Here is a 26,731-nt window from a genome sequence, read left to right as displayed (position 1 = left end):
TCCAAGTCCTACAGAACTGTTCTATAATTTTGACTTTTATTTATATAATTTCGTACAAAATCTTAAAAAAAATATTATTCAAAAAGAATATACTCAAATTCTTGCATTAAATTTCGGCTGTTTTTTTACATATTTATCTAAAACATAATTCGTTACAGGTTTTAATGGGCTGCCGTTTTCAGGATGTTTTCCATTTGCATTAAAAAAATCGATTCCGGTTACAGTCTTCGCGTACCAAACAGTCGCCAATCCGTCCTGATCAAAGCAAATTGTTGTATCACAAACATTAATCTTTTTAAGATTAACCACATTTTTATCAAATGACTCTATATGGGTAGCCAATCCGTTACCTTGTGTTTTCAGGTTACAATTCACAATTTCATAATGATCACCAGTCCACTGCATACATTTCTTTTTAACAAAGATCTTATCAGTCAATGCAAAACTCACACAAAAGAGTACAACGAAACCTAACGATATAATTTTTATCCTCTTTCTAAACTGACTTAATACTTTTCTGGTAAGATTCGAAGATGAAGAAGTTTTTTTGAATTGTTCCAGAACATTTCTGATCTCTTCCAGACTGGTTTCATCATCTGTATCAACAAACTCATTATTTACAGCGTTTGTCCTCTTCAATTCTTCAACTACAAAACCTTTTTCTTTAAATTTTAAAAAAGGTCTATGTTCAAAATCCACTAAAATAGCAGCCAGGTTCACAGCACTTCTGGAACTTAAATCTGTCCTTCCTTTAAAAAAAGTACCAATGGGTTTAAATTTATCTGTACACTTTTTAAACTCATTTTTTTTGGTTACATCAAATGGAAAACCAAAAAAAGAACTAAAAACAATAAGGTCATCCTCGCTCCTCTTTTTTTCAAATATTTCCCAACACAAATCTCTAAGATTTGCTTGTGAAGGACTAGATAAACCATCGCTGTCTTTCTCTCTCTCATACTTTGCTTTAATAGCTTTTTTATAATCTTCGATAGAATAGTTGTTCATGTTTTTGGAAAGTTTTTAAATGTTACAAGAATGATCAGGTTTCCTAATAAATACAGGCTCGTAGCAACTTGGTTTGCTTCAGAATTAATTCTTATTCGATTTATCAATATGATCAAAAGTACAAAACTAGTTTAATAAATAAATGAGGAAAGACGTAAGGTATAGCATGTTTGGGAAGTACAAAATGGGTCTTACTGTTTTACAATATTCGCGTTTTCAACAAAATTTATATAGCATCATCCAATACTTAAAAAAAAGCCCTACAATATTGTATTGAGCTTCGATTTCAAATAAAAAAATTATTACAAATGAGCGGGCGTTTATATATTTTCATTCTTTTTGTTTTACCACCTAACAAAAATAGATCCATATTCATTTTATTATTTAAATAAAATGAATCGTTATAAAATTCTATAATCTAAAATTTATGATAATCATTTGAAGAATACTTTTTTAAGAGATAGGCAGCCTTTTTTCCATTAATTTGAAGAATTAAAAAGTAAAATATTTATAGCTGAACAAAATTGAGATCTCGTTTTTGTATAAAGATCAATTAGGTGAAGATTTCCTGCAAAGTGTTTCTCTTCCCATTTTTCGAATGGAATGAGCAGAAGGTTACAAGGCACGTTTTGGATTCGTTTATGTTGATTTTGAAACATAGCAACGTAGCATCAAACAATCCGGTTTTGGGTTTAGTAGTTTTTTATTATAAAATATCTTTTTATGATTAATGCTTTTTTACATACTTATCAATAATATACGGAGTAATGGGTCTTAACGCTTTTCCATTTTCTGGATGTGTACCATGTGTATTAAAAAATTCTGCGTTGTTTCCTACTTTAGCATACCAAACAATAGCTTTTTCATTTCTAAAAAAAGTTGTTGTATCGCAAACCGCAATTCTTCTTAGATTTATAACTCTATTATCATAAGGCTCGGGAGAATTAAAGGTTCCAAATCCCTGTATTTCTAAATCACAACTTACTTCTTCATAATGATCTCCGGACCATTGCATGCATTGTTTTTTAAAGAAAGTAGCGTAAATCCCAAAACTTAGAGAAAAAATAATTATTGCCATTATTACCTTCGTTTTTGATTTTTCTAAAATTCTTTTAATGGATCTCTCTATAGCTTTGACATCAAAATTATTTTGTGCCATAATTTGTGAATCATTTATTATTAAACTCTGAGCTTCATTGAAACTTTCTGATGTATTAAAAATTTCTTCCTGTACTAAATCTTCTTCCCTGCTTAAACTTTCTTCTCTTACTAAATCCTCTTCCTGTATTACACTTTCAGTATTTGCTGAGCATTCATGCTCTTCAAAATGTACTTCTTCAATTTCAGTATCATTTTCCTCTACTGGCTTATCTTCTATTTTCGCAAAAAATATTTCTGGTTTATAAGGATTTCTTTTGGGGTCAGAAGGCCCTTCTATTTTATCTATTTCAACAAACCCTTTTTCTTTAAATTTTTTAAAAGGTCTTGGCTGAAAATCGACTAAAACTGCGGCTAAATCCAAAGTATTAATTTTTGTTGCTTTTTTTCCCTCTTTATATAAGTCTCCAATTTTTCTAAACTTATCTGTGTACGGCACAGAAGTATTTTCTTCATTTGGATTAAAGTCGAATTTGAAAAAAATTCTATACACATTAAGATCGTCAGTTCTTGGATCTGACTTTAAAGTTTCCCTGCATAAATCTCTTAAAAGAGCTTGTGATGGATTGCTTAAATAATGAGAATATTTTTCTGTTTCTTTTTGACTGACATACTTATTTCTAATAGCGTCTTTATAATCATTTTCAATTTTTTCTTGAGTAATGTTTCGCATAGACATTCGGATTTTTAGGGTTTTTAGGATTTTCTTATCGGATTCTTTAAGGGTTTCCGTAAAGTTCGGATCTCCCGGAATTCCGTATAAATTCAGCTTTACAATCGTTGTTACTTTGCCTCAGAATCAGTTAATACTTTGAACTGCAGGTCTAAAACAAAAGTACAAAACTAGTTCTACTAAAAGTGCGGAAAACCGTAAAACGGACTTTATCCGGGAAGTATAAATAAAATTTTATAGTTCTACGCACTTCACTTCCCAAAATCATTTGGTATTGCCTAAAACAAGATCCGGAAAAGTTCCGGACAGCAATACCCATGTCTAATTTTTAATTCATAAAATCATGAAAAAAATATTCATTTTGGGTGCCTTTGCACTATTAACAACGACTGTAATTTCTTGTACTGCTGACGAAGTTTCATCAGATAACAATTCTAAAACTGAACTTAAAAAGGAAGCTCTTCCTGAAAAACCATCCTATGCTGATGGTCCGGATGATGATCCTATCAAAGTACCACCACCACCAGTTAAAGACTAAATAAAATTAGTTTTAATATAAATTTTATTTAATTTCGGGGAAAGTAACTATTATGCTACGATCCCCGAATTTTTATTTTATATTCTTCCTTCTTCTCCTTTCCTGTAAAGAAGAAAACATTAAACCTGTCAATACCTCATCTATTAAAAAAGAAGCTCTGGAGTTTCGGGAAAAAGGAATAACGAGCCTTGAAAGCAAAAATTTTAATAGTGCATTCTATAACTTCAATAAATCGAAAATAGCTTTTGAAGCCATGAAAGACAGTGCTAATATTGTCTATAATCTCATTCAAATGGCTTCTATTCAGCAAATAAATGGCGATTATTACGGAAGCAAGGAAACATTAACAGAAGCTTTACCATATATTACAAAAAAAGATGTTTACAGTGCCGCCATTAATAATTTTTTTGGCATAGCCGATAAAGAACTTGCACTCTACGATGATGCTGTTTATTACTATAAAGAAGCAATAAAAGACTGTACCGATTCTATCTCCAAACAATCTCCGTTAAATAATATTGCTGTTGTTTATATTCAGCAAAAAAAATATGATAAGTCAATTCAGATTTTAGAATCCATTTTAAATAAAAAAATATTAGACAATAATTCACTCAAAGGAACAAAAGCCAGGGTTTTAGATAATTTAGGCTTTGCTTATTTTAATAAAGGAGATATTGACAAAGGGCTTCTGCTTATGACTCAGGGTTTCAAAATTAGAAATGAAACAGATGATTCATATGGTCGTATTCAGAGTTGTTTACATTTAGCTGAGTATTATGCAAAAATTGATTATAAGAAATCTCATGAATATGCGCAAACAGCTTATCAAATTGCTACAAAGTTGAATAGTATTGATGAAAGGTTAGAGTCACTCTCTTTTTTAATGTCTAATAGTTCTAATATTCGCAACACAGAATATGCCCAAAAATATATTGTCTTAAACGACAGTATCATTAAAATCAGAAACAATTTTAAAAATAAATTTGCCAAAATTAAATACGATTCTAAAAAAGAAAAGGATGAAAATCAAAAACTACGTTTAGAAAAAACAGAGAATTTATTGGCTCTTCAGGAAGAAAAATATCAAAAAGTAGTTGCAGGATTTGTTGTTCTAATTTTAATTATTGTCATATTAATTTTAATACGATATTTTAGAAACAGAGGACGAATCGACAAAATAAAAACTGCTTATGATACTGAAACCCGCATTGCCAAAGACATTCATGATGAACTGGCAAATGATGTTTTTCATGCTATGACATTTACTCAAACACAGCCATTAGCTATTGACAACACAAAAGAAACATTGGTTCAAAAGCTAGACAATATTTATTCACGTGTTCGTAGAATTTCGCAAGAAAATAGTACCATTGATATTACAGCAAATTATGCCACTAATTTGAGAGAAATGCTTTCGACTTATAATAACGAGAATACAAACGTCATTATTAATAATATCGAAAAAGTAAATTGGGAATTAGTAGACAATATCAAAAAGGTTACAATTCACAGAGTTTTACAAGAATTAATGGTGAATATGAAAAAACATAGTCAGGCATCATTAGTCGTTGTTAAGTTTGACAGCAACGGAAAAACAGTTTTCATTGATTATACAGATAATGGAAAAGGTTGCGAAAAAGAACAAATTATAAAAAATGGTTTACAAAATATGGAAAACCGTATTCTGGCCACAAAAGGAACTATTACTTTTGAAACCGAACCTGATAAAGGTTTTAAAGTAAAAATAACAATGCCTAAATAAAAGCCTATGTTTAAGAAAGTAATAATAGCCGAGGATTTTGAAGAATTCAATTTAGCCATAAAACAAACTTTGAGTGATTTCGAAATTGTCAATTTTCAGCACGCAAAATATTGTGACGATGCTTTTCTAAAAATAAGAAAAGCCATTCAGGATAATGAACCATACGATTTATTAATTAGTGATCTGTCGTTTAAAAAAGACCATCGTGAAGTAAAAATTAGCAGTGGTGACGAGTTAATCCAAAAAGTTCGTGAACTGCAGCCTGATATTAAAATCATAGCCTACTCTATTGAAGATAAAAATGCCCGTATAAAATCACTTTTTAACGATTCTGAAATTGATGCCTTTGTCCTAAAAGGCAGGAACAGTATTGAAGAGCTTAAAAAAGCTATTACAATAATTTCGGTTTCTGATCAAAAATTTATTTCACCAGAAGTTGCTTCAGCGCTTCAGGAAAAAGGCAATTATGAAATAGACGATATCGATATTAAAATTCTAAAATATCTATCTGACGGAACTTCACAAGATGAGATTATCGAGATTTTCAAAAGTTCAGATGTTAAACCTAATAGTAAAAGTGCTATGGAAAAAAGATTATCTAAACTAAAAGATTTCTTCAAGGCCAATAATACAGTTCATTTAGTTTCTATTACAAAAGACATGGGGATTATCTAAAATTCTGTAAACTTCAATTATAACTTTTCAAGCTCCTTCGGGGGCTTTTTTTATTTCTGTAAATAAAATTACTGATTATGGATTTCCGTAAAATACCGGTACCAAATAGGTCTAAGTTTGAATTATAATTCAATTTAAACTTAAAATCATGAAAAAACTAGTCGTTTTATTTAGTCTGTTCTTCCTTGTTCTGGGAGGAAGTATTGAAGCCCAAAGTGGTCATTACAAAAGTGGAAAAGGAAGTTCTCATAAAGGAGGTAAGTACAAAAATTCAAGTACCAACAACCATTATAAAAAGAGAAAGTAACATCCAGGCTTTTGACCTCACTTCTGATGTCAAAAGTCTTTTTTTAAAATTAAACTCAACTATTAATCAAAACAAAAAATTATGAAAGATTATTATGTAAACAATACCGCACAATCAAATGGAGACCATGAAGTTCACACTAGTGATTGTTACTATTTTCAAAGTATTATAAGCAAGAAATACTTAGGCAGTTTTTCTTCTTGCAAACCTGCAGTAGATGAGGCTAAAAAAACTTATTCTAAATCGAATGGTTGCAAAACGTGCTGCAATGCCTGTCATACCACCTAATCTATAATAACAATGGGATTTCGATTTCAAAAAAGAATTAAACTTGGAGGAGGACTTGGATTAAACATTAGCAAATCCGGAATCTATCCAAGTTTAAAAACAAGCAGGGGAACTATTAGTTCCAAAAGATTATCAATCAGAACAGGAATATCCGGAGTTAATTATCAAAATAATTTTAACAATGCAAAAAATAGTGGCTGCATGTTACTATTTGTATTCACGGGAGCAATAACATTTTTAATTTATATTATAAAACAGTAACAATCATGGCATATAGAAAAGGATACTACAAAAAAAACGGGACTTATGTTCAGGGGCATTTTACCAATACACGATCGAGATCTTATTCAAATAAGAATAATGGATGCCTCCTAGTAATACTACTAACAATGACATTTGGATTAGCTATTTCTTGTTCAGAATCATCAGATACTTCAAGTGTAAAAGATACTTCAGGTTCAACAGGTAATTCATCAAATTCAAATTGTCCAACTAAAACTTGTGGTGATTTTAAAACACAGCCTGAAGCACAAGCAGTTTACAATAGTAACAAAATCTGCTACAAAAAACTGGATGGTGACGGCAATGGAATCGCATGTGAAAATTTACCAAAAAAATAATTCAAAAAACAATGATGACACTCGAATTAAAAAGCCATTTTTTAAGATTATATCAAATGGCATTATGTGATGATCAGTTTGACATATTAGAACTTCAAATGTTATATCATTTTGCAGATGAACGCGGTATTCCCAGAGAAGAACTTGATAAACTTTTCTTAAGCCCAATAAATACAGAATCGATTGTTCCTGAAAATTTAAATACCAAGATTGAATATTTATATGATTTTGCGAGAATTATTTGGGCAGATGGCAAAATTACTGATGATGAAGAAAATATGCTAAAAAAGTACTGTAGAAAGTTCCACTTTTTAGACGAAAACATTAATGATCTTTCCAGTTATCTCATTGACTGTGTTCAAAAAAACATAAAAAAAGAAGAAATTATTAACCAGCTAAACTCATAACTAATGAAATCACTTACACAATTATTTAGTTTGAAAAAAGTAGAAAACGTAAAGTCAGATACTTTTGAAGAAAATGAAAATGAGCGCGAACAAATACGGATAACTTATTATCAAAGTGGATTTGCCGCATCAATAAAAGCAATGGGAAAACCTATTGTTTTAAAAGCTTGTTTACAAAACTTATATATGAGTTTTGAAGATCAATGTCGAAAACAAAAATTAGAGCAGGACAGATTAAAACAACCTTATAAAGAAGAACAGGAAAAAAACAGAACTGAACTTAAAAAATCTGAGGCTGCAATTGGTATATATGAAAAAAAAGAACAGGATCTTAATGATGAAATCGATCATATAAAAAATGAAATTATTGAAGTAAAACGTAATCCGGACAAATACGGAATTGAAGATGGTAAAGGCTTAAAAGCTCAATTTTATATTGGTTTATTTTTATTACTTCCAATAACACTTTATGTTTTAGTATTTTATATTTCAGCATCTTATTCTGCTTTTTTCAAGGAGTTTGCAAATGATAGTTTAACAGCTGCCATTTTTGATGCCAATGCATTGACCAATTCTTTTCAGGCAAGCTGGCTGGAAGGCGTTCTTGTAATTACAATTCCGTTTGTATTTATGGGATTAGGTTATGTCATTCATATGGTGCAAAAAGGAAAAGGAATAAAGAATATCTTCAGGATGGTTGCTTTGTTTATCACAACATTTTTATTTGATGCACTTTTAGCCTATCAAATTGAAAAAAAAATATATGAGTTCAATAAAACTACTGATTCTTCTCCTTATAATTTAAATATTGCATTAGGTGAAGCCGAATTTTGGATGATAATCTTTGCCGGTTTTGTTGTGTATATCATTTGGGGACTTGTTTTTGATTTTGTTATGAAAGAATTCGAAAATATTGATAAAATCAGAGCTTTTATAAGAGGAAAAAAAGAAAATCTTATAGATCTCGAAAAATTAAAAGCAGATTATATTAACAAAATCAATAATTTCAAACAACAAATAGTGACCATAACTGGAAAAATATCAGAACTTCAATCTAAAATAGATGGATTTGTGTTTCCTGTAAAAGAATATCTGCATTATCATCATCAATACAAAGAAGGATGGTTTCAGGCTATTAATACCGAAATAGCTTTACCATATACCGAAAAAACCGAATTACTAGAAAGTTGTGATATGTCATCAGAAGAACATTTAAGTAAGTTAAATCTGGTTGATCCTGATTTTCAACATTTAGTTTATTCTAAAAACTAATTCTTATGAAAAAAAAACTAACAATCATTGCAACATTACTGATTCTCATTTCTATTCTTTCATGTAAAAAGGAATCTGATAAAGAAAAAAATGAAGAAAAAGAAACTTCAACAAAAAGTCCTGTTTCAGAAAATTATAACATAAGCATACTGCTTGATTTATCCGATAGAATTAGCCTTAAAAAAAATCCCAATCCAACAATGGAGTATTATCAAAGAGATTTAGGATACATCAAATCTATTTCTGAAGCTTTTACCCAACATCTAAAATCAAAAAGAATACGACAAATTGATGATAAAATCCAACTGTTTTTTAATCCAGAACCTCTGGATCCCGAAATTAACACAATTGCTAAAAACTTAAGAATTAGTATTGATAAAAATAATGCTTCAAAAGATTTACTGAATTCTATAAATAAGGATTACGCTTCACAAACATCAAAAATATATGAATCTGCTATAAAAGACAATAAGTATACAGGATCAGATATATGGAGTTTTTTTGATAGCAAATTAAAAGATCAATGTATTGAAAATAAGTACCGAAATATACTTATCATAATGACAGATGGTTATATGTTTTATGAAAATACTATAATGAAAGAAGATAACCGAACAACTTATATAACTCCTGAACTTATCAGAAAAAATGGTTTAAATACTAAAGACTGGGATAAAAAATTCCACGATCAGGATTTTGGTTTTATCAAAGTAAATAATGTGCCATCTAATCTTGAAGTTTTAGTAATAGGAATTAATCCGAATCATAATAATCCTTATGAAGAAAAAGTAATTAAGGCATATTGGACAAAATGGTTTACTGAAATGAAAATTAGCCATTTTGAAATTAAAAATGCTGATCTTCCATCAAATATGGAAAAAATTATTAAAGATTTTATTTTAAAAAATTAAACCAATAAAAACATTTACACAAAACATTTCAAAATTTTTATTTACCGCTTTCCTTAAAATAGTAATAATTAAAATCAAAAATCATGGAATACAAAGTAGTACCATTCGTTGCTTCGATCGATCCTAAAAAAGGAACTTCTGATCATGTAGCAGAACAACTCGAAAGTTTAATAAAACAATACGCTAATCAAGACTGGGAATATGTGCGTTTGGAAGGCGTTTCAACATATGTTTATCAGGAAACAGGATGCTTTGGAATTGGCGCACGCCCAGGTTATACCACAAACAGGCAAATGATTGTTTTTCAAAGAAAATGAAATATATAATGCTATATGCGATTAAACTGTATTGGAAACTTATTCCTCCATCTCAAAGAAGAAAATGTATTTTTAAGAAATCCTGTTCTAATTACGTATTTGAAATCACTCAAAAAGAGGGAACTTTAGAAGGATTAAAGGCGTTTCGATTTCGATATAAAAATTGTAGAGGAAATTTTCAAGTTTTTAAAAATCCCATAAACAATGAAATACAAATGATTCTTCCATCACAACAAATAATTAATAAAGAAGAAATCGCTGACAGGCTAATTAATCTTCCAAGCTGATAATATTAAATCAAGTATTAATACGCATTTTAAAGAAACTATTTCTAATTAGATTTAACAATCGAAATTCTGTTACAATTCTTTAAACTTATATTTTACACTTAAAGCATTTTATCCCAAAAGCCTATGCTAAAAAACTACCTAATCTTATTCCTCTTACTTGTTATTCTTTCTTGCGAAAAAGCTTCTGCTCCGCCTCCATCATTAGAGATCAATTCGTTTTATAAACAAGTTGTGGGACCAGATGATCGAAAAACCATTACGCCGGAAGAAGCCAAAACATATCATGTAAACACAACTTATAAATATGAATACAGAACCGGAAATCCCGGGCATTATGAATATAATTATGATGTAAAAGGAATAAATATCAGGGGTGATTCTGTTTTTGGAAATATAAATGTTCAGGGGAAATACGGAGCCGGAATTTTAATTGACAGCCTTGCCGAAATAGAAATCAATACCGAATGGGTTTCTCATGGAAAACTAAAAGCCCTTGACAAACAAGGAAACGAATACCATTTAATTGTCAAATGAAACTATCAAATGAAATACACTTTACTCTTACTTCTTATTTTTTTAACTTCATTTCGACCTCCTGAAACCAATGTATATATTTGTGGTTCAACTGGTGCAAAAAAGTATCATTTTAAGGAAACCTGCCGTGGATTATCATCTTGTAGTCGCGAAACGGTAAAAACATCAATCAAACAAGCAAAAGGCTTAGGCCTCACATTATGTGGATGGGAAGATTAAAGATCTTCCCATTTTTTATTTAATTATTTGATAATAATCACTTTACAATAAATTCACATTTGTTTTATTAATTTGAATAAAACTAAACGTCATGAAATTCTTCCATCTAAATTTTCTAGTTTCATTCAAAGAATGGCTTTTTTTAAGAGCTATGCAATCGTCTTTCCTTCATTAATAAATTACCATTAAATAAAGGAAAAACTGACTTGAATGAATAAAATTGAGACCGCATTTTTGCATAAAGACCAATTTGGTGATAATTTCTTGTGGGGTGTTTCAACCGCTGCTTTCCAAATTGAAGGCGCACATGATGCCGACGGAAAAGGTTTTTCTATCTGGGATGTTTTCACATCTCAAAAAGGAAAAATAAAAAACGGACATCACGCCATAACAGCCTGCGATTTCTACAATTCCTACCAAACCGATATCGACTTAATTAACGAACTAAACATTCCGAATTTTAGGTTTTCGATCAGTTGGCCACGAATTATGCCTACAGGAGTTCACCCTGTAAATCAGGCGGGAATTGATTATTACAACAAAATCATAGATTCTTTACTAGCTTCCGGAATTGAGCCCTGGATTACACTTTATCATTGGGATCTTCCTCATGCTTTAGAAACCAAAGGCGGATGGACAAACAGAGAATCTGTTTCATGGTTTTCGGAATATGTTGCTGTTTGTGCCGAACATTTTGGCGATCGCGTCAAAAACTGGATGGTCATCAATGAACCATCGGTTTTTACAGGTGCAGGATATTTTCTTGGCATTCATGCTCCAGGCAGAAAAGGCATTACTAATTATCTTAAAGCTATGCACCATGTTACATTGGCAACGGTTGCAGGGGCAAAAATTCTTCGAAATCAAGTACCCGAAGCAAACATAGGAACTACTTTTTCCTGTACACATATTGAGCCGGCAACTGAAAGTTCAAAAGATATTGAAGCCGCAAAACGTGTTGATACTCTACTAAACAGAACTTTTATAGAACCTATTTTAGGATTGGGTTATCCCCAGGCTGATCTGCCTGTACTAAAAAAGCTCAACAACTATATTTTAGAAGACGATCTCAACAACCTGGCTTTTGATTTTGATTTTATAGGTCTGCAATGTTATACCCGGGAAATAGTAAAGTCAGCCATGTTGGTACCCTATATTGGTGCCGAATTAGTGAGTGCCGAAAAAAGAAACGTAATTTCAACCGAAATGGGCTGGGAAGTTTATCCTCCAGCTTTATATCATGTCCTCAAAAAATTTAATCAATATAAGGGCATCAGGAAAATCATCATAACCGAAAATGGTGCTGCATTTCCCGATACTTTAAGTAACGGAAAAGTATACGACATTAAGCGTACCCATTATATTCAGGACCATTTAGAACAGATTCTCAAAGCCAAAAAGGACGGTCTAAATGTCGAAGGTTATTTTGTATGGAGTCTTACCGACAACTTTGAATGGGCTGAAGGTTACAACGCCAGATTCGGGTTAATTCACGTTGATTTCGAAACACAACAACGAACCATTAAAAATTCAGGATTGTGGTTTAAAGATTTTTTATCGTAGCTGTCTCATTTTACCGCTAAGTTCGCTAAGTTCGCTAAGTTTCTGTAAGAACTATAAGTTAATAAAAAGTTCGCAAAGCTATTTATAAATAGCCTTGCGAACTTTTTCATTTAAACTCAGATATCATTAAGACTTATATTTGTAATTCTGTTTTAAGATCCCAACATGAATTTTTCCATTAGCTTTTAAGTTAGTTACGATTCTGATATATTTTTCTTCAGGATATTTTACATCAAAACTAAAGGTTGTATCTTTTGCTTTAACCTGAAGCAAGTGTTTTCCATCACCAGATGTTGACAATCCTACTGTTTCGTAAGTAGGCAATCCTTCTGTTACTTTTAAATTAATTTCCTGAACTTTCTCCTTATCTAGAAAAACTTCCAGCTTTAAATTATCCAATTTCATGTTAGTTGGCTGTTCAAACGAGACAACGTATTTTTTACAGCCCACAGTGCATAAAATAATGACTAGTATTAAAAGCTTTTTCATAGAAGATATTTTTTAAACGGATACGTAATAGAAATTTAAAAATCTATTATTTTTTATAAATATAGATAATTTTATAGCAATGCTGCTAATGCAAAAAATCAAATTTTACTGCTGGCAAAATGAAAAATTAAAACTCAAAAAAAACAATAAAAAACAGCTATTTTACCTGATTTTACTAGGTTTATCGAGTTTTTTTTCTTATCTTTATTGTGTAATCAACAGTAAATATATGCCTAAAAACAAACTTTTTAAACGCCACAATTATCTTTCAAAAATTTATTTTTTTTATCTCTTCAAGCATTTTATTTTGCAAAATGCTTCTCCACTTCATTTAGAAACTGACTTTTCTAATCTTTTTTCTGTACAAAGTACAAAAGCGCAGAAGATACCAAAGCGACTGCTCCAACTCCTATTGTTATTATTTTTCTGGGATATATCCTTTGAGCTATTTTTTTAGAAAATATAGCTGCAAAATTAAATAGAGAATTTCTTTTTTCGGGATGTTCTTTCGACTCTTCATTTTCATGTTCCACAAAACCCTCTTTTTCTATGATTTTATTTTCTACTCCAACAACTGCCATGTCTTTTTCGGCTCTTTCAATTTGCTTAGCTTCTTCAATTCTACACTTCTCATTAAACTTTTTAAAAGGGCGCGGTTGAAAATCGACTATAACTGCAGCAAGATTTATTGCATCAATATTCAATGGATCTGTTTCTCCTTTAAAAAAGGTTTCGATGGGTCTGAACTTATCTTTTTGTTCCTTAAACTTATTCTTTTTGGTATGATCAAAATCTAAGCACAATAAATTTTTAAAAACATTTAAATCATCCTGAGTTGGGTTATTCTCGAAAATAAGCCAGCATAAATCGCGGAGTTTTCCTCGGGACGGGCTATACAAATAATCAAAGTGTTCTCCCTCTTTTTCGAGTTCGTATTTAATTTTAATCGCTTTTTTATATTCTTCTAATGTATTATTCATTTTGCTTTTTTTAGGAACCTCTTTGTCCCTTTTATTTTCATTTTTAACCCAAAAAAAAACTATGCTTTTATTTTTTGACTTCTACAATTCAAATTTTTACCAGCACATTCAATTTTTATTCCGGTTACATATTATTTCTGCTTTTTTTTAATCAGTTCAGCCAACTTTTGTCTGACTTATTGCATCTATTATTATAGAGATTTGTTCAGGAATAATTAACAATTAATAAAAAAACAGGCTTTGCATTTTTATATTATTGGGAATTCATGGGAATCTCAGGAAAACGCAGGAATTCCGGGAATCCCTTATCTACAGTGCTCTAAAAGTGCCTTTCCTTTGTATCAGAAATTAGTTCAAGTTTTGTCTGCAGACTAAAACAAATATATAAAACTAGTTCAAATTAACAGTGTAAAAAACCGTAAGACCGAGTTTATTCGGGAAGTATAAATAACGTCTTACAGTTCTACACGGTTTACTTCCCAAAAAATCAATTTGGTATTGCCAAAAACAAGCCCCGGATCAATTCCGGACAGCAATACCCATGTCTAATTTCTAAATTAAATCAAAATGAAAAAACTATTCTTTTTTATCGCTTTTGCGTTAATACTTACTATATGTTCTTGTACTCCGGATGAATATGAAACTCCGAAAAAACAAGAAACAGAGAAAAAGGTTACTCCTTTAAAAACAACTTATGCAGATGGTCCAGGGGATGGCAATGGTGGAGCAACAACGCCTCCAGCAACTGATGACTAAATATATATTTTTAGTATCTAATTAATTACTATTTTCGGGGAAAGTAAATTTATATGTTACGGTCCCCGTTTTTTTCTTTTATTATACTACTTTTTCTTATTTCCTGTCAAGAAAAAAAGACTATCAGTATTGATACAGAACCTATACGAAAAGAGGCACTTAGCTTACGCAACAAAGCAATTGAAAATTACGAAAAACAAAACTTTAATACCGCTTTTCATGAGTTTAACAAGTCAAAAACACTTTATGAAACTTTAAAAGATAGTACCAATGTAGGGTATATACTTATCCAAATGGCAGCAATTCAGCAGGTCAACGGAGACTATTATGGGAGTAAAGAAACTGTGACAGAAGCATTACCTTATATTAGAAAAAATAGTGAATATACTGCTTCCATAAATACTAAATTAGGTATAGCAGACAAGGAACTTTCTCTTTATGATGATGCAATTCTTTATTATAAAGAAGCTGTTAATGGATATGAAAATTCTATTGAAAAATTAGATCCTTTAAATAATATTGCAGTTGTTTATATCCTGCAAAAAAAATATAATAAGGCAATCTATCTGTTAGAGTCTCTCTTGAGCAAAAAATTATTAAAAGAGAAAACTCATGTAACTAAAAAATCCCTAATTCTGGATAACTTAGGTTATGCTTATTTTAAGAAGGGAATGGATGAAAAAGGATTCTATTTAATGAATGAAGCGCTCCAAATAAGAAAAGAATTCAACAATACTTATGGAAGCATTGAAAGTTATTTGCACCTTGCTGATTACTACACTAAAAAGGACATTCAAAAATCAGATGAAAATGCCCTTGCTGCGTACAATGCAGCTACACAACTAAATAGTGTTGATGAACGATTAGAAGCACTGCAAATTTTAATTTCAAATGATCACAGCGCACAAAACAGCAAATTTGTTCAAAGGTATTTCACTTTAAACGACAGTATTATTAAGATTAGAAATAACTTTAAAAATAAGTATGCGAAAATTAAATACGATGCGAAAAAAGAAAAAGACGAAAACGCAAAACTTCGCTTAGAAAAAGCAGAAAATCTCTTATCACTTCAAAAAGCAAAATATCTACGAATTGTATTTGTAATTGCATTTGTTTTTTTAGTCATTTTAATCGTGATTCTAATACGATATTACAAAAACAAGAACAAGGCTATAGAATTTAAAACTTCGTACAATACCGAAACCCGAATTGCAAAAAAAATCCATGACGAACTGGCTAACGATGTTTTTCATGTCATTGCCTTTGCTGAATCTCAACCATTATCCAAAGAAAGTACCAAAGAAAATCTACTTCAAAAATTAGATGATATATACGCCCGTGTGAGAGGAATTTCAAGAGAAAATAACCGAATTGATACCGGAATAAATTTCACCCATAGTATCAAACAAATGCTTTCGGCTTATAATACCAACGAAAGAAATATCATGATCACTAATTTGGAAAATACAAATTGGGAAATTATTGATGATATAAAAAAAATCACCATTAGCAGAATCTTACAGGAGTTAATGGTAAATATGAAAAAACATAGTGATGCAAATCTGGTTATTATAAAGTTTGAAAATGATCCAAAATCAATTTTAATAAACTATATCGATAATGGAAAAGGCTGTGAAAAAACTAAGATGGTAAAAAATGGGCTCCAAAACATGGAAAACCGTATTCAGGCAGCTAAAGGAACTATCGATTTTGACACAGAGCCTGATAAAGGGTTTAAAGTAAAAATATCCATACCCAAATAAATACCCATTAAAGTTTTATATTGTAAAATCCTTTAACATTGACGAATAAAATTATAAAAACCTTTCAGGATTATTCCCGAAAGGCTTTTTCTTCAAAAAACAATACAATTATAACCTTATTAAGCTTATAATGTCTCTTCTAAAACAGCAACCACTTCTTTCCAGTTATTCACTCTTAAATGATGTGTTTTATCTACGTTATGAAATGCTGTAAACATAATAGGTTTCCCTATACAATAATCCAGATTTTTACAATGATCATCGATCATATAATCTGTATTGATGATTCTTTTGCTTCCGCATAAAATAATATTCTCCCATTTGATAAAGGGAAAATGTTCTCCAAGCCAATCTACTTTTTCAGCAAGTGAAACCGGAAATTCTGTTGCAGCAGAAACAATAAAAATTTCAAAATTATCCTGTAGTCTGCGTAAACTTTCAACTGCATCCGGCATTACTGGCAATGACCTGAAAAAATTATCTTTATTTAAAATGCCACGTACCAGATCTCTTTCCTTAAAAGCTTCCTCTTCAGATAATCCCTGAATGCTTTCCTTAGAAAGAGTTGTTCCATGCGCCTCATTGTAATGTTCAATTAATTGTGCTTCTATATCAGCCAGCACGCCATCCATATCAACGGCAATAGTTTTCTTTTCCATTATAAATTTATTTTGCAACAAATTTACGCAAATATTGCAAAGTATTGCAATTTTAACTTATTTTTGCAATATAAATTTGCATCGAATGAAAAAGGAAGAACGTCAAAAAGTAATTTTAGAATATTTATCAAAAGAACACAGGGTTACTCTATTGGAGTTGAGTGAATATCTAAATGTGTCCGAAGACACCATTAGAAGAGATGTTAAAGAACTTTCGGATCAGGGACTACTAAAAGCAGTCAGGGGTGGCGCAGTAGCTCCTTCTCCAATTCCGTTACACTTTAGAAACCGAGAAAAACACGATCTTGAAAACAAGAAAATTATTGCCGAAAAAGCAATTTCTTTCTTAAAAGACGGACAAGTGGTATTTATTGATGGCGGAACAACTTCGCTGGCTTTAGTTGCCAGCTTTCCTTATGATTTAAAAATAACAGTTATTACCAATAGTTTTCCGGTTGCAGCATTAGTAGAAGATTTACCTAATATTGAACTCATTTTTGCAGGTGGAAAAATGTGTAAAACCTCTTTTACCACAGCCAGTATCGAAACCATAGATTTCTTTCGAAATTTCAGGGCCGACATTTGTATTTTAGGACTTTGCAGCATTCATCATGAAAGAGGTGTTACAGGTATTTTATATGACGATTCGCAAATTAAAAAGAATATGATTCAAAACTCTAATTTTGTTATCGCATTGGGTTCTGCTGAAAAAATTGACACTGCCGAATCTTATTTTGTTTGTCCTCTTAAAGATATTAATGTTCTCGTAACAAATATTTCACCAGAGGAAGACATTTTTAAAATGTATAAAAAGACTGGTGTTACTATTGTTTAAATCTAAAGGAATTTAGATTTTATAAACTTTTTAATAAGGAGCTATTTCCTGCTATCCGTTTCAATCTTTTGCTTTTAAAGAAAAAGCAAAAGGATTTCCACTTCTATCAGGGCTAGGCACTAATTTCCATAAAAGAATATCACAAGTAATTCGAATAATCCGAAAAACAAAAAGCCTTTTGAGAGTAATCTCAAAAGGCTTTTTTCTACAAATTAATTAGCAATATTATTTCCAACCGCCGCCTAAGTCTCTATAAACATGGACTGCAGCATTCAATTGTTCTTTTTTAGTATCTACCAATTCCAATTTCGCTTCTAATGCATCACGTTGTGTCATTAAAACTTCGAAATAATCAACTCTGGCTGATTTAAACAAATCGTTAGAAACATCAATAGAAGTATTTAATGCATCTACTTGTTTCGATTTTAAATCATACCCTTTTTGTAGGTTTTCAATTTTAGAAAGCTGATTTGAAACTTCTAAATAAGCATTCAAAACCGTACGATCATAATTGTACAATGCCTCAAGTTGTCTTGCATTTGCACTTGCAAATTCTGCTTTAATCGCATTTCTGTTAATCAGTGGTGCAACAAGATCTCCTGCCAATGAATATAAAAGAGATTCAGGCATAGTAAACAAGTAAGAAGGTTTGAAAGCGTTTACTCCTACTGCAGCAGAAATATCCAAAGATGGATAAAACTCAGCACGAGCCACTTTTACATCTAATTTTGCAGCAACTAATTCTAATTCTGCCTGTTTTACATCTGGACGATTTGCTAACAATTGAGACGGAATTCCAGAATTTACAGCCGCTGGCAACAAACTTAAGAAATTTTCATTGCTTGTTCTTTTAATTTCCTGTGGATATCTACCCAATAAAAAGTTGATTTTATTTTCGGCTTCTTTTATTTGCTGTAAAATATCAAACTCTAAGCTTTGTGAAGTTAAAACTTCTGCCTCAAACTTCTTAACTCCTAGTTCTGTCGCTCTTGCAGCCTGCTTTTGAACTTTTACAATTTCTAAAGCATTAGTCTGCAATTTGATGGTTTGTTTTACAATATCCAGCTGATTGTCTAAAGCCATTAATTCGTAATATGAATCAGCAACTTCAGCAATAAGGTTTGTAATCACAAAATTTTTACCTTCAACTGTTGCTAAATATCTGTTTAAAGCTGCTTTTTTAGAATTACGCAGTTTTTTCCAGATATCTACTTCCCAGTTTGCATAAGCCGAGATTGTAAAATCTCCAAGTGGATCCGGCATTTCTTTTCCAGGTTTGATTTCTGTAGAAGCATCACCGGCACCTTGACTGGTATATCTACCCACTTTTTCTACTCCTGCTCCGGCGCGAACACCAACTGTTGGTAATAAAAGTCCTTTTCTTACACGAATGTCATTTTTTGCAATTTCGATTTCCTGCAAAGTAATGTTTAACTCCTGATTGTTTTTCAGGGCAATATCAATCAAATCAATAAGATTTTGATCTTTAAAGTAATCTTTCCAGGCTAATGCTGAGGTATTATTGTTTGCGTCCTGAGTTTGAGCTGTTGCACCAAACGACTCAGGAACCGGTGCACTTGTGGTTATTGCTGCCTCAGGCGCAGGGGCTTTACACCCTGCAACCGTAAGACATATCCCTAATGCAATACCATATTGATATGATTTGAATTTATACATGATTGTTATCAATTTCTTCTGTTAATGGATTTTCTTCTTCATGTTTTACCAGTTTATGTTTCTCTGCAATTTTGGCAAAAATGAAATACAAGCCCGGAATCAAGAATACACCGCAAATCGTTCCGATAAGCATACCTCCAGCAGCTGCGGTACCAATTGTTCTGTTACCAATTTTACCCGGACCAGTTGCAAAAGTTAAAGGTAATAATCCTGCAATAAATGCAAATGAAGTCATCAGGATCGGGCGGAACCTTGCTTTTGCACCTTCCATTGCTGCTTGTAAAACAGTTAATCCGGCCGCATGTCTTTGTATCGCAAACTCTACAATCAATACAGCATTTTTACCTAATAATCCAATAAGCATTACCATTGCTACCTGAGCATAAATGTTATTTTCCAGTCCTGTTAATTTCAATAGAAGGAAAGCTCCAAAAATACCTGCTGGTAAAGAAAGAATTACAGACAATGGTAAAATAAAACTCTCATATTGAGCAGCTAATACCAGGTAAACGAATCCTAAACAGATCAAGAATACCCAAATAGCCTGATTACCCTGAGCCACCTCATCGGCAGAAATACCTGCCCAATCAATATCATAACCTCTCGGTAGTTTTTCAGCAGCAATTTTCTGGATCGTTTTAATCGCAGTACCAGAACTATAACCAGGAGCGGCAGAACCACTGATCTGAGTAGAAGTGTACATATTATGTCTTGTAATCTCTGAAAGTCCGTATACTTTTTCTAATTTCATAAAAGCAGAAAAAGGCACCATTTCATCACGACTATTTTTTACATACAATTTCAAGATATCATCTGGCTGAGAACGGTATTCCGGCGAAGCCTGAACGATTACTTTATAGTTAATACCAAATTTAATGAAACTGATCTCATAGTTACTTCCTACAAGAGTTGACAAAGTATTCATCGCGTTTTCAATAGAAACACCTTTTTGCTGTGCCAAATCATTGTCTACTTTCATCATGTATTGAGGAAAACTAGAGCTATAGAAACTAAATACATTAGATAATTCCGGCTGTCTGTTCAATTCAGCAACAAAATCATTATTTACTTGTTCCATTTTTTTGTAATCTACAGAACCTGTTTTATCTAACAAACGAAGCTCAAATCCACCGGCAGCTCCATATCCAGGCACTGCAGGCGGTTGGAAAAACTCGATATTTGCACCAGCAATATCTTTACATTTTTCCTCCATTTCCTTCATAATGTCAAGAACAGAACCTTTTCTGTCACTCCAATCCTTAAGATTGACTAAACAAGTCCCTGAGTTTGAACCTGTACCTTCAGATAACATTTCATAACCTGCCAACGAAGAAACTGATTTTACTCCATCAATAGTTTCAGCAATTTTTTGAACTCTCTCAGCGATATTATTTGTTCTCTCTAAAGAAGAACCTGGAGGGGTCTGAATAACAGCATAGAACATTCCCTGATCCTCATTAGGAATAAATCCTGAAGGAACAGTACTGCTTATTAACCATGTTCCTGCACAGAAAACAAGAAGTGCAACAATAGTTACAACTCTTCTGTTGACAATTTTACCTAATACATTTTGGTATTTACCTTGCGCTAAATTGAACTTATTGTTGAAAGCATCAATGAATCTATTTGCGGGAGTTGGCTTTTTAGCTACACCGTGATTATTTTTTAACATCATTGCACAAAGTGCTGGTGTCAGTGTCAAAGCTACAATACCAGAAAGAATAATTGCTGTTGCCATAGTTACAGAGAACTGTCTGTAGAAAATTCCAACCGGACCTGACATAAATGCAACCGGAATAAATACCGCTGCCATCAGGAATGTAATCGCTATAATTGCTCCTGCAATCTCGTGCATTGCCTTTTTAGTTGCTTTAAGTGGTGAGAGGTGTTCCTCTTCCATCTTGGCGTGTACAGCCTCAATAACCACAATCGCATCATCGACGACGACTCCAATTGCCAATACTAAAGCAAATAATGTAATTAAGTTCAACGAAATATCGAAGAATGTCATGAATACGAAAGTTCCAACTAACGAAACTGGTACTGCAATTGCCGGGATTACTGTAGATCTCCAGTCTCCTAAGAAAAGGAAAACTACTAAACCTACCAGGATAAATGCTTCAACAAGCGTATGGATTACTTTTTCGATAGAAGCATCAAGGAATTTAGAAACGTCATACGAGATTTCATAATCCATTCCTTTTGGAAATTTCTGTTTGATTTTTTCCAGTTTAGCCTTTACCTCTTCAATAACCTGATTTGCGTTACTTCCAAAAGACTGTTTTAATACAATCGCTGCAGATGGTCTTCCATTTAAGTTCGAATAAATATCATACATCGAGCTACCAAATTCAACTTTGGCAACATCTTTAAGTCTTAAAAGTTCTCCATTAGGACTTGCTTTTACCACAATATTCTCATACTGTTCTTTTGTTGTAAAACGTCCGGAATATTTCAGTACGTACTCAAATGCCTGAGAACGTTTACCGGAACTTTCTCCTGTTTTTCCAGGCGAAGCCTCTAAACTCTGACTTGATAATGCATCCATGATCTCATCAGCAGATATTTTGTAAGCCAGCATACGATCTGGTTTTAACCAGATACGCATCGCATATTCACGTGTTCCTAAGATATCTCCCGATCCAATACCATTTACCCTTTTTAGTTCAGAAAGTACATTGATATCAGCATAGTTGTACAAGAACTTCATATCAGTATTTTTGTCTGTACTGTAAAGGTTCACGTACATCAACATACTTGGTACTTCTCGTGTAATTTTGATACCTTCTCTAATTACTAACGGAGGTAGTTTATTGGTTACAGAAGCCACACGGTTTTGAACGTTAATTGCTGCCTGATTAGGATCTGTACCTAAATTAAACACCACTTTTATTGTAGTTTCACCATCATTTCCTGCATCAGAAGCCATATATTTCATTCCCGGAACACCATTTAAGGCTCTTTCAAGAGGAATAACAACTGCTTTAATCATCAACTCACCATTTGAACCAGGATAATCTGCGGTCACATTCACAATTGGCGGTGAAATGGTAGGGAACTGAGTAATTGGCAAATTCAATACCGACAATATCCCTAAAAAGACAATTATCAGCGATATTACTATCGACAGAACAGGTCTTTGTATAAATTTATTAAACATTTTTATTTTTTTTAATGATTAAACTAATTGAAAGTTTAAAATTGTTCCGTGTCTCACGTTTCACATTTCATTTAACTTGAAACCTGAAACTTGAAACTTTTAAAACAAAAAACCTATTCTGCTTTTGTACGCAAATGATTTATTACTTCTTTAGGTGCCTGGAATTCATATTTGATTTTGTCGTTTTCTTTTACTTTTTGAACTCCTTCAAGCAAGATTTTATCATTTTCAGTTAGACCAGTTCTGACTACATACAAATCAGGTACTTCACCTGTAATAGTAATTTCTCTTGATGTCACTTTGTTATTCTTATCTACAACAAAAACATATTTTTTATCCTGAATTTCGTAAGTAGCTTTTTGAGGAATTACAATAGCATTTTTAAGAGGCAGGAACATTTGAATTTGTCCTGTTTCACCGTTTCTAAGTAATTTTTCAGAATTTGGGAATCTTGCTCTAAAAGCGATATTTCCGGTTTCATTGTTAAATTCACTTTCAATTACCTCAACATTTCCTTTATATTTAAATGTTTCACCATTAGCTAAAACTAAATTTACTTTATTATCAGCACGGTCTTTAACATTAGTTTCATATTGAAGATATTCTGGCTCAGTAACATTGAAATAAGCAAACATTTGACTGTTGTCTGAAAGGCTTGTCAATAATTCACCTTCATCAATTAAACTTCCTAGTTTTAATGGAATACGGTCAATTGTTCCGTCAAACGGAGCTCTGATTTCTGTGAATGATAAATGAAGTTTTGCCAATGCCACTTCAGCTTTTGCAGATTGCAATTTTGCCTGGGCTACACTTAATTCGTTTTTAGAAACGATATTTTTATCTGCTAATAATTTTGAATTTTGTAATTCAATTTCTACTGATTTTTGTTCTGCCTCAGCTTTTAGTAATTCAGACTGATACATGTTTGGCATAATTCTAAACAATAATTGCCCTTTTTTTACAAACTGACCTTCGTCAACATAAATGTTTTGTAAAAACCCTTTTTCCTGGGCACGGATTTCAATATTTCGCACAGATTTAATTTGCGAAACATACTCTTTTGTAAATGAAGTATCGATTCTAACCGGATTTGTAACGGTGAATTTTTCTGCTTCTTCTTTTTCTTCTTTTTTAGTTGAACAACTAGTAAGGCACACCAGAGCCATAAAGCCTGTGAACAAGATAATTCTTTTCATGATTTAGTTTGGAAATTAAGCGATTGAATGCTTGGAATACAGAGATTCCTTTAGATGGAAAAATGCATCAGTCTGCCTTAGTCAGCCCTTAAACTTTCATATAAGAAGAGGTAAAAAAAATATACATCAACAAGATATGCAGGATCACAACTTAGGTAACCGATGTATATGGTTAGATCAAATTCTTAAAACCTGTTGGGTAATGTAAATAGGATTTGACTGGCCAAAAAATGGCACGAAGATTTTTAAACGATTATAATCATTTACAATAGTCTGGCTTGAAAAGGAAAGGTACCAATCGTCAAGTAAACTGTAGTTTGTTGCAAAAAACTTATTCGTAATTCCATCGAGATCATCACTTCCAAGATATTCCTCCTCGAGATCTACATCGGCATCTTCAATAATAGAGCTGCCCTGATCCTGATTCGTAAATTTCACACGGTGTTTTTTCTCAAGAGTATGTTGATGAAAGTTTTGTGGAGTACCCGCATTAAGATATTGTCCTCCGCCGAACAGAAGCAAATTCATGAATACTAAAAATACTATTAACTTTCTCATTTGGGTGCGAAAGTAAGCAAAGTATCGAAACAAAAAAAGATTTTTTTATAAGCTTTAACATTTAATAAAACCGAAAACGTTTTCATTGCTTTAATAGGCACAAATTATTATAATTTATTGTACTTTTTTGCTAAAAATTCACAAAAAAATGGCTTCATATTAGAATCATCCCAATCTATAAGCTTAAATTAAGATAAAACAGTCAAAATCGCAATTATTTAGTTCTGTACATTTTAATCCATAAAATTCATACTCTTTTTCATAACAAAACCTCCATTATGGTAAATTCCTGTCCTGCTTTTACGAAGGTTTTCTGTGTATCGGTCATTCCGAATTTCTTATAAAAAGATGTTTTATTTACTCGTGCGTTGCACCAAACTTTATTTATTTTTTTGTCTTTTGCGAGCTTTAAAACATACTCCAGTAATTTTGAAGCGATTCCTTTTCCCTGATAGTTTTCTAAAGTTGCCAGTTTTCTAAACTGCATTTCATCTTTTATAATAAAACAGGAGATTATCGAAACCAGTTTTTCCGCCTCAAAAACACCAAAATGTAGTCCTGCATTATCTTCTTCTAATTGTACGAACGCAAAAGGCTGGTCCGTCCACATGACTTCATGTCTGATTTGCCAGGTTTCTGAAGCCTGAATTTCTTTAATTTTCATTGTATTTTTTCTTCTGCTTCAAATTTACATGATTTTACAATTCCATTTTTTTACAGAAACAAAAACATATTTAACTCATTATCAAAATTATAACTCAAAATAAATAAGATAAATCATTCGTTTATGATTAATAATATTTATTTTTATAGTATCTAAAAACAAATCCACTTATGAAAAAATTCATTTTAGCAGCATTATTATGTATTAGTGTAAATGGTTTTGCACAATTGATACAATTTGGACCTCAGTTTACTTATAATATAACTTCTCCTATTACTGATGATTTTAGTTCGAAAAGTTCCGGAACCGGCATAGGTGTTGCGGGATTTGCAAGAGTAAATTTATTGCTTTTTTATTGTCAGGGCGAATTTGGTTATGCGCAGTCAAAATTTAGTGTTTCTCAAACGGGAATTGGGGAAACTGAATATAAATTATCCGGAACTGATGCTACCTTACTTATTGGTTTTAAAATTGTTCCTTTAGGGAAATTGGGTAATGTTCGAATTTTTGCCGGATACAACTGGAAAAACTATTCAGATATAAAAGCCAATAATAATCTAAATTATATTGCTATCGAAAAAAACAACAGTAGTATTCTGGGCGGCGTTGGTGTAGATTTATGGAAACTGACTTTAGATTACCGATATCTTGCAGGAGTTTCTGATCTTGATCCGTCAGGGAGAAATATAAAAACAGGTGTTTCTAATATTTCTTTAGGACTGAAATTTTTATAATAACATTTTGACATAAAAAAAGGGAATCTGATTATTTTAGATTCCCTTTTTTCTTTATTTTACTTTCACATAAAAAAGCTCCATGTTATTGCTTTCTATTTTCTCCACTCCGTTATCGGTTTTCTTACCAACGTTAATGACACGCAACTGATCAGAATCTTCATTAATCGAACAATTCCAGATGGTTCCATCTGACAGAATGATATCAGAATATAAAGAATCCGACGCATCTTTATTATAATAAACTAAGCTTTCGGTTTTTATTATCTTCTTTTCCTGAGTCTTTTTGTTTTTTTCATAAAACAAAATCTCACTAGGTGTAATGGCTATAAATTCATCAGATTCTTTCTCTTTTCCGGTTTCTTTTTGATTGAAAGCCCAAACTGGTTTATCTCCAATCATTTTCCAGGTTCCTAAAGCCTGAGTTAAAATAGCTTCTCTCAAAACATTCTTCAAAGTATCTATTTTCTGCATAGATTCTTTACCAATTTCAGTTTCGGGTTTAATTCTGGATGCGATATGAAATAAATCAAGGGCTTTTTTAAAATCAGCTTTTTTATAATAGGAAACAGCTAATTCATATCGACTTTTTTGAAATGCAGTTTTCTGATCATTTTGGGCAATTGCCTTAGAAACAATCAACAAAACAATCAAAAGTAGAGGATTTTTCATTTTTGTAGTAGGTTTTTTATTTTTTTGCAAACCTAGCTTTTTAATTTGA

The 26,731-nt window shown here is 31.9% G+C and carries 30 protein-coding genes; 19 read left to right on the top strand and 11 right to left on the bottom strand.

Annotated elements, in window-relative coordinates:
• Nucleotides 1–93: 93 nt before the first annotated feature.
• Together A4F88_RS20535 and A4F88_RS20530 are read right to left on the bottom strand one after the other, a co-directional pair.
• Nucleotides 94–1,005, bottom strand: coding sequence for a hypothetical protein (locus tag A4F88_RS20535; protein ID WP_068844633.1), 912 nt, complete (start codon nucleotides 1,003–1,005; stop codon nucleotides 94–96).
• Between the two features lie 727 nt (nucleotides 1,006–1,732).
• Complete coding sequence (locus tag A4F88_RS20530) at nucleotides 1,733–2,836, bottom strand: hypothetical protein (RefSeq protein WP_068844632.1); 1,104 nt, start codon at nucleotides 2,834–2,836, stop codon at nucleotides 1,733–1,735.
• Between the two features lie 343 nt (nucleotides 2,837–3,179).
• Between A4F88_RS20530 and A4F88_RS20525 the strand changes: the two genes are divergently transcribed.
• The 14 genes from A4F88_RS20525 (at nucleotide 3,180) to A4F88_RS20460 (ending at nucleotide 12,539) form a co-directional block, all read left to right on the top strand.
• The gene (locus A4F88_RS20525) at nucleotides 3,180–3,374 is read left to right on the top strand and encodes a hypothetical protein (RefSeq protein ID WP_068844631.1); all 195 of its coding nucleotides are present in this window, start codon (nucleotides 3,180–3,182) and stop codon (nucleotides 3,372–3,374) included.
• Between the two features lie 52 nt (nucleotides 3,375–3,426).
• The gene (locus tag A4F88_RS20520; protein ID WP_068844630.1) at nucleotides 3,427–5,136 is read left to right on the top strand and encodes a tetratricopeptide repeat-containing sensor histidine kinase; all 1,710 of its coding nucleotides are present in this window, start codon (nucleotides 3,427–3,429) and stop codon (nucleotides 5,134–5,136) included.
• Between the two features lie 6 nt (nucleotides 5,137–5,142).
• On the top strand, nucleotides 5,143–5,811 hold the full coding sequence (locus tag A4F88_RS20515; RefSeq protein WP_068844629.1) for a DNA-binding transcriptional response regulator: 669 nt from the start codon (nucleotides 5,143–5,145) through the stop codon (nucleotides 5,809–5,811).
• Nucleotides 5,812–5,959: 148 nt separating this feature from the next.
• Complete coding sequence (locus A4F88_RS25510; protein ID WP_156062672.1) at nucleotides 5,960–6,118, top strand: hypothetical protein; 159 nt, start codon at nucleotides 5,960–5,962, stop codon at nucleotides 6,116–6,118.
• A 300-nt stretch (nucleotides 6,119–6,418) separates the two neighbouring features.
• Nucleotides 6,419–6,667 (top strand): DUF4236 domain-containing protein, encoded by a 249-nt coding sequence (locus A4F88_RS20500; protein WP_068844626.1) that lies wholly within the window; start codon nucleotides 6,419–6,421, stop codon nucleotides 6,665–6,667.
• A 5-nt stretch (nucleotides 6,668–6,672) separates the two neighbouring features.
• On the top strand, nucleotides 6,673–7,026 hold the full coding sequence (locus A4F88_RS20495; protein ID WP_082815821.1) for an excalibur calcium-binding domain-containing protein: 354 nt from the start codon (nucleotides 6,673–6,675) through the stop codon (nucleotides 7,024–7,026).
• Between the two features lie 11 nt (nucleotides 7,027–7,037).
• Nucleotides 7,038–7,433: a hypothetical protein gene (locus tag A4F88_RS20490; RefSeq protein ID WP_068844625.1), complete on the top strand. Its 396-nt coding sequence runs from the start codon at nucleotides 7,038–7,040 to the stop codon at nucleotides 7,431–7,433.
• 3 nt (nucleotides 7,434–7,436) lie between these two features.
• Entirely contained in the window at nucleotides 7,437–8,705 is a 1,269-nt protein-coding gene (locus A4F88_RS20485; protein ID WP_068844624.1) for a flagellar type III secretion system protein FlhB, read from the top strand.
• A gap of 5 nt (nucleotides 8,706–8,710) precedes the next feature.
• Nucleotides 8,711–9,616, top strand: a complete 906-nt coding sequence (locus tag A4F88_RS20480; RefSeq protein ID WP_068844623.1) for a hypothetical protein — start codon at nucleotides 8,711–8,713, stop codon at nucleotides 9,614–9,616.
• 83 nt (nucleotides 9,617–9,699) lie between these two features.
• Entirely contained in the window at nucleotides 9,700–9,933 is a 234-nt protein-coding gene (locus A4F88_RS20475; protein WP_068844622.1) for a hypothetical protein, read from the top strand.
• Nucleotides 9,864–10,220 (top strand): membrane protein insertion efficiency factor YidD, encoded by a 357-nt coding sequence (yidD, locus tag A4F88_RS20470; RefSeq protein WP_342446799.1) that lies wholly within the window; start codon nucleotides 9,864–9,866, stop codon nucleotides 10,218–10,220. The genes A4F88_RS20475 and yidD overlap by 70 nt, the downstream gene beginning before the upstream one ends.
• Before the next feature lie 126 nt (nucleotides 10,221–10,346).
• Nucleotides 10,347–10,757: a hypothetical protein gene (locus tag A4F88_RS20465; protein WP_068844620.1), complete on the top strand. Its 411-nt coding sequence runs from the start codon at nucleotides 10,347–10,349 to the stop codon at nucleotides 10,755–10,757.
• A 9-nt stretch (nucleotides 10,758–10,766) separates the two neighbouring features.
• Nucleotides 10,767–10,976, top strand: coding sequence for a hypothetical protein (locus A4F88_RS25245; protein WP_073075451.1), 210 nt, complete (start codon nucleotides 10,767–10,769; stop codon nucleotides 10,974–10,976).
• Nucleotides 10,977–11,186: 210 nt separating this feature from the next.
• The gene (locus tag A4F88_RS20460; RefSeq protein WP_068844619.1) at nucleotides 11,187–12,539 is read left to right on the top strand and encodes a GH1 family beta-glucosidase; all 1,353 of its coding nucleotides are present in this window, start codon (nucleotides 11,187–11,189) and stop codon (nucleotides 12,537–12,539) included.
• Between the two features lie 126 nt (nucleotides 12,540–12,665).
• Here A4F88_RS20460 and A4F88_RS20455 read toward each other — a convergent pair whose 3' ends face one another.
• Nucleotides 12,666–13,028, bottom strand: a complete 363-nt coding sequence (locus A4F88_RS20455) for a hypothetical protein (RefSeq protein ID WP_143155066.1) — start codon at nucleotides 13,026–13,028, stop codon at nucleotides 12,666–12,668.
• A 347-nt stretch (nucleotides 13,029–13,375) separates the two neighbouring features.
• Complete coding sequence (locus A4F88_RS20450) at nucleotides 13,376–14,008, bottom strand: hypothetical protein (protein ID WP_068844617.1); 633 nt, start codon at nucleotides 14,006–14,008, stop codon at nucleotides 13,376–13,378.
• A gap of 240 nt (nucleotides 14,009–14,248) precedes the next feature.
• Here A4F88_RS20450 and A4F88_RS25850 point away from each other — a divergent pair, with 240 nt between their 5' ends.
• The 3 genes from A4F88_RS25850 (at nucleotide 14,249) to A4F88_RS20440 (ending at nucleotide 16,527) form a co-directional block, all read left to right on the top strand.
• The gene (locus tag A4F88_RS25850; RefSeq protein ID WP_255564677.1) at nucleotides 14,249–14,383 is read left to right on the top strand and encodes a hypothetical protein; all 135 of its coding nucleotides are present in this window, start codon (nucleotides 14,249–14,251) and stop codon (nucleotides 14,381–14,383) included.
• A gap of 192 nt (nucleotides 14,384–14,575) precedes the next feature.
• Nucleotides 14,576–14,764 (top strand): membrane lipoprotein lipid attachment site-containing protein, encoded by a 189-nt coding sequence (locus A4F88_RS20445; RefSeq protein ID WP_068844616.1) that lies wholly within the window; start codon nucleotides 14,576–14,578, stop codon nucleotides 14,762–14,764.
• 53 nt (nucleotides 14,765–14,817) lie between these two features.
• Complete coding sequence (locus A4F88_RS20440; protein ID WP_068844615.1) at nucleotides 14,818–16,527, top strand: tetratricopeptide repeat-containing sensor histidine kinase; 1,710 nt, start codon at nucleotides 14,818–14,820, stop codon at nucleotides 16,525–16,527.
• A 125-nt stretch (nucleotides 16,528–16,652) separates the two neighbouring features.
• Here A4F88_RS20440 and A4F88_RS20435 read toward each other — a convergent pair whose 3' ends face one another.
• Entirely contained in the window at nucleotides 16,653–17,186 is a 534-nt protein-coding gene (locus tag A4F88_RS20435) for a 5' nucleotidase, NT5C type (protein ID WP_068844614.1), read from the bottom strand.
• A gap of 85 nt (nucleotides 17,187–17,271) precedes the next feature.
• On the opposite strand from A4F88_RS20435, the gene A4F88_RS20430 reads away from it, so the two are divergent.
• On the top strand, nucleotides 17,272–18,021 hold the full coding sequence (locus A4F88_RS20430; protein WP_068844613.1) for a DeoR/GlpR family DNA-binding transcription regulator: 750 nt from the start codon (nucleotides 17,272–17,274) through the stop codon (nucleotides 18,019–18,021).
• A 225-nt stretch (nucleotides 18,022–18,246) separates the two neighbouring features.
• On the opposite strand, the gene A4F88_RS20425 is transcribed toward A4F88_RS20430, so the two are convergent.
• The 5 genes from A4F88_RS20425 to A4F88_RS20405 form a co-directional block, all read right to left on the bottom strand.
• A complete protein-coding gene (locus A4F88_RS20425; protein ID WP_068844612.1) occupies nucleotides 18,247–19,698 on the bottom strand; it encodes a TolC family protein in 1,452 nt (483 codons plus the stop codon).
• Entirely contained in the window at nucleotides 19,691–22,858 is a 3,168-nt protein-coding gene (locus A4F88_RS20420) for an efflux RND transporter permease subunit (protein ID WP_068844611.1), read from the bottom strand. Before A4F88_RS20420 ends, A4F88_RS20425 begins: the two co-directional genes overlap by 8 nt.
• Before the next feature lie 113 nt (nucleotides 22,859–22,971).
• Nucleotides 22,972–24,054, bottom strand: a complete 1,083-nt coding sequence (locus tag A4F88_RS20415; RefSeq protein WP_068844610.1) for an efflux RND transporter periplasmic adaptor subunit — start codon at nucleotides 24,052–24,054, stop codon at nucleotides 22,972–22,974.
• A gap of 177 nt (nucleotides 24,055–24,231) precedes the next feature.
• Complete coding sequence (locus A4F88_RS20410; protein ID WP_068844609.1) at nucleotides 24,232–24,612, bottom strand: hypothetical protein; 381 nt, start codon at nucleotides 24,610–24,612, stop codon at nucleotides 24,232–24,234.
• Between the two features lie 259 nt (nucleotides 24,613–24,871).
• Nucleotides 24,872–25,276: a GNAT family N-acetyltransferase gene (locus tag A4F88_RS20405; protein WP_068844608.1), complete on the bottom strand. Its 405-nt coding sequence runs from the start codon at nucleotides 25,274–25,276 to the stop codon at nucleotides 24,872–24,874.
• A gap of 170 nt (nucleotides 25,277–25,446) precedes the next feature.
• Here A4F88_RS20405 and A4F88_RS20400 point away from each other — a divergent pair, with 170 nt between their 5' ends.
• Nucleotides 25,447–26,010, top strand: coding sequence for a porin family protein (locus tag A4F88_RS20400; protein ID WP_068844607.1), 564 nt, complete (start codon nucleotides 25,447–25,449; stop codon nucleotides 26,008–26,010).
• Nucleotides 26,011–26,064: 54 nt separating this feature from the next.
• Here the strand turns inward: A4F88_RS20400 and A4F88_RS20395 are convergent, their stop codons facing one another.
• On the bottom strand, nucleotides 26,065–26,682 hold the full coding sequence (locus A4F88_RS20395) for a hypothetical protein (RefSeq protein WP_068844606.1): 618 nt from the start codon (nucleotides 26,680–26,682) through the stop codon (nucleotides 26,065–26,067).
• Nucleotides 26,683–26,731 lie beyond the last annotated feature (49 nt).

Origin of the sequence: Flavobacterium chilense, from assembly GCF_001602525.1 — a bacterium.
Classification (GTDB): domain Bacteria; phylum Bacteroidota; class Bacteroidia; order Flavobacteriales; family Flavobacteriaceae; genus Flavobacterium; species Flavobacterium chilense.
This window is presented reverse-complemented; position numbering and strand designations above follow the sequence as displayed.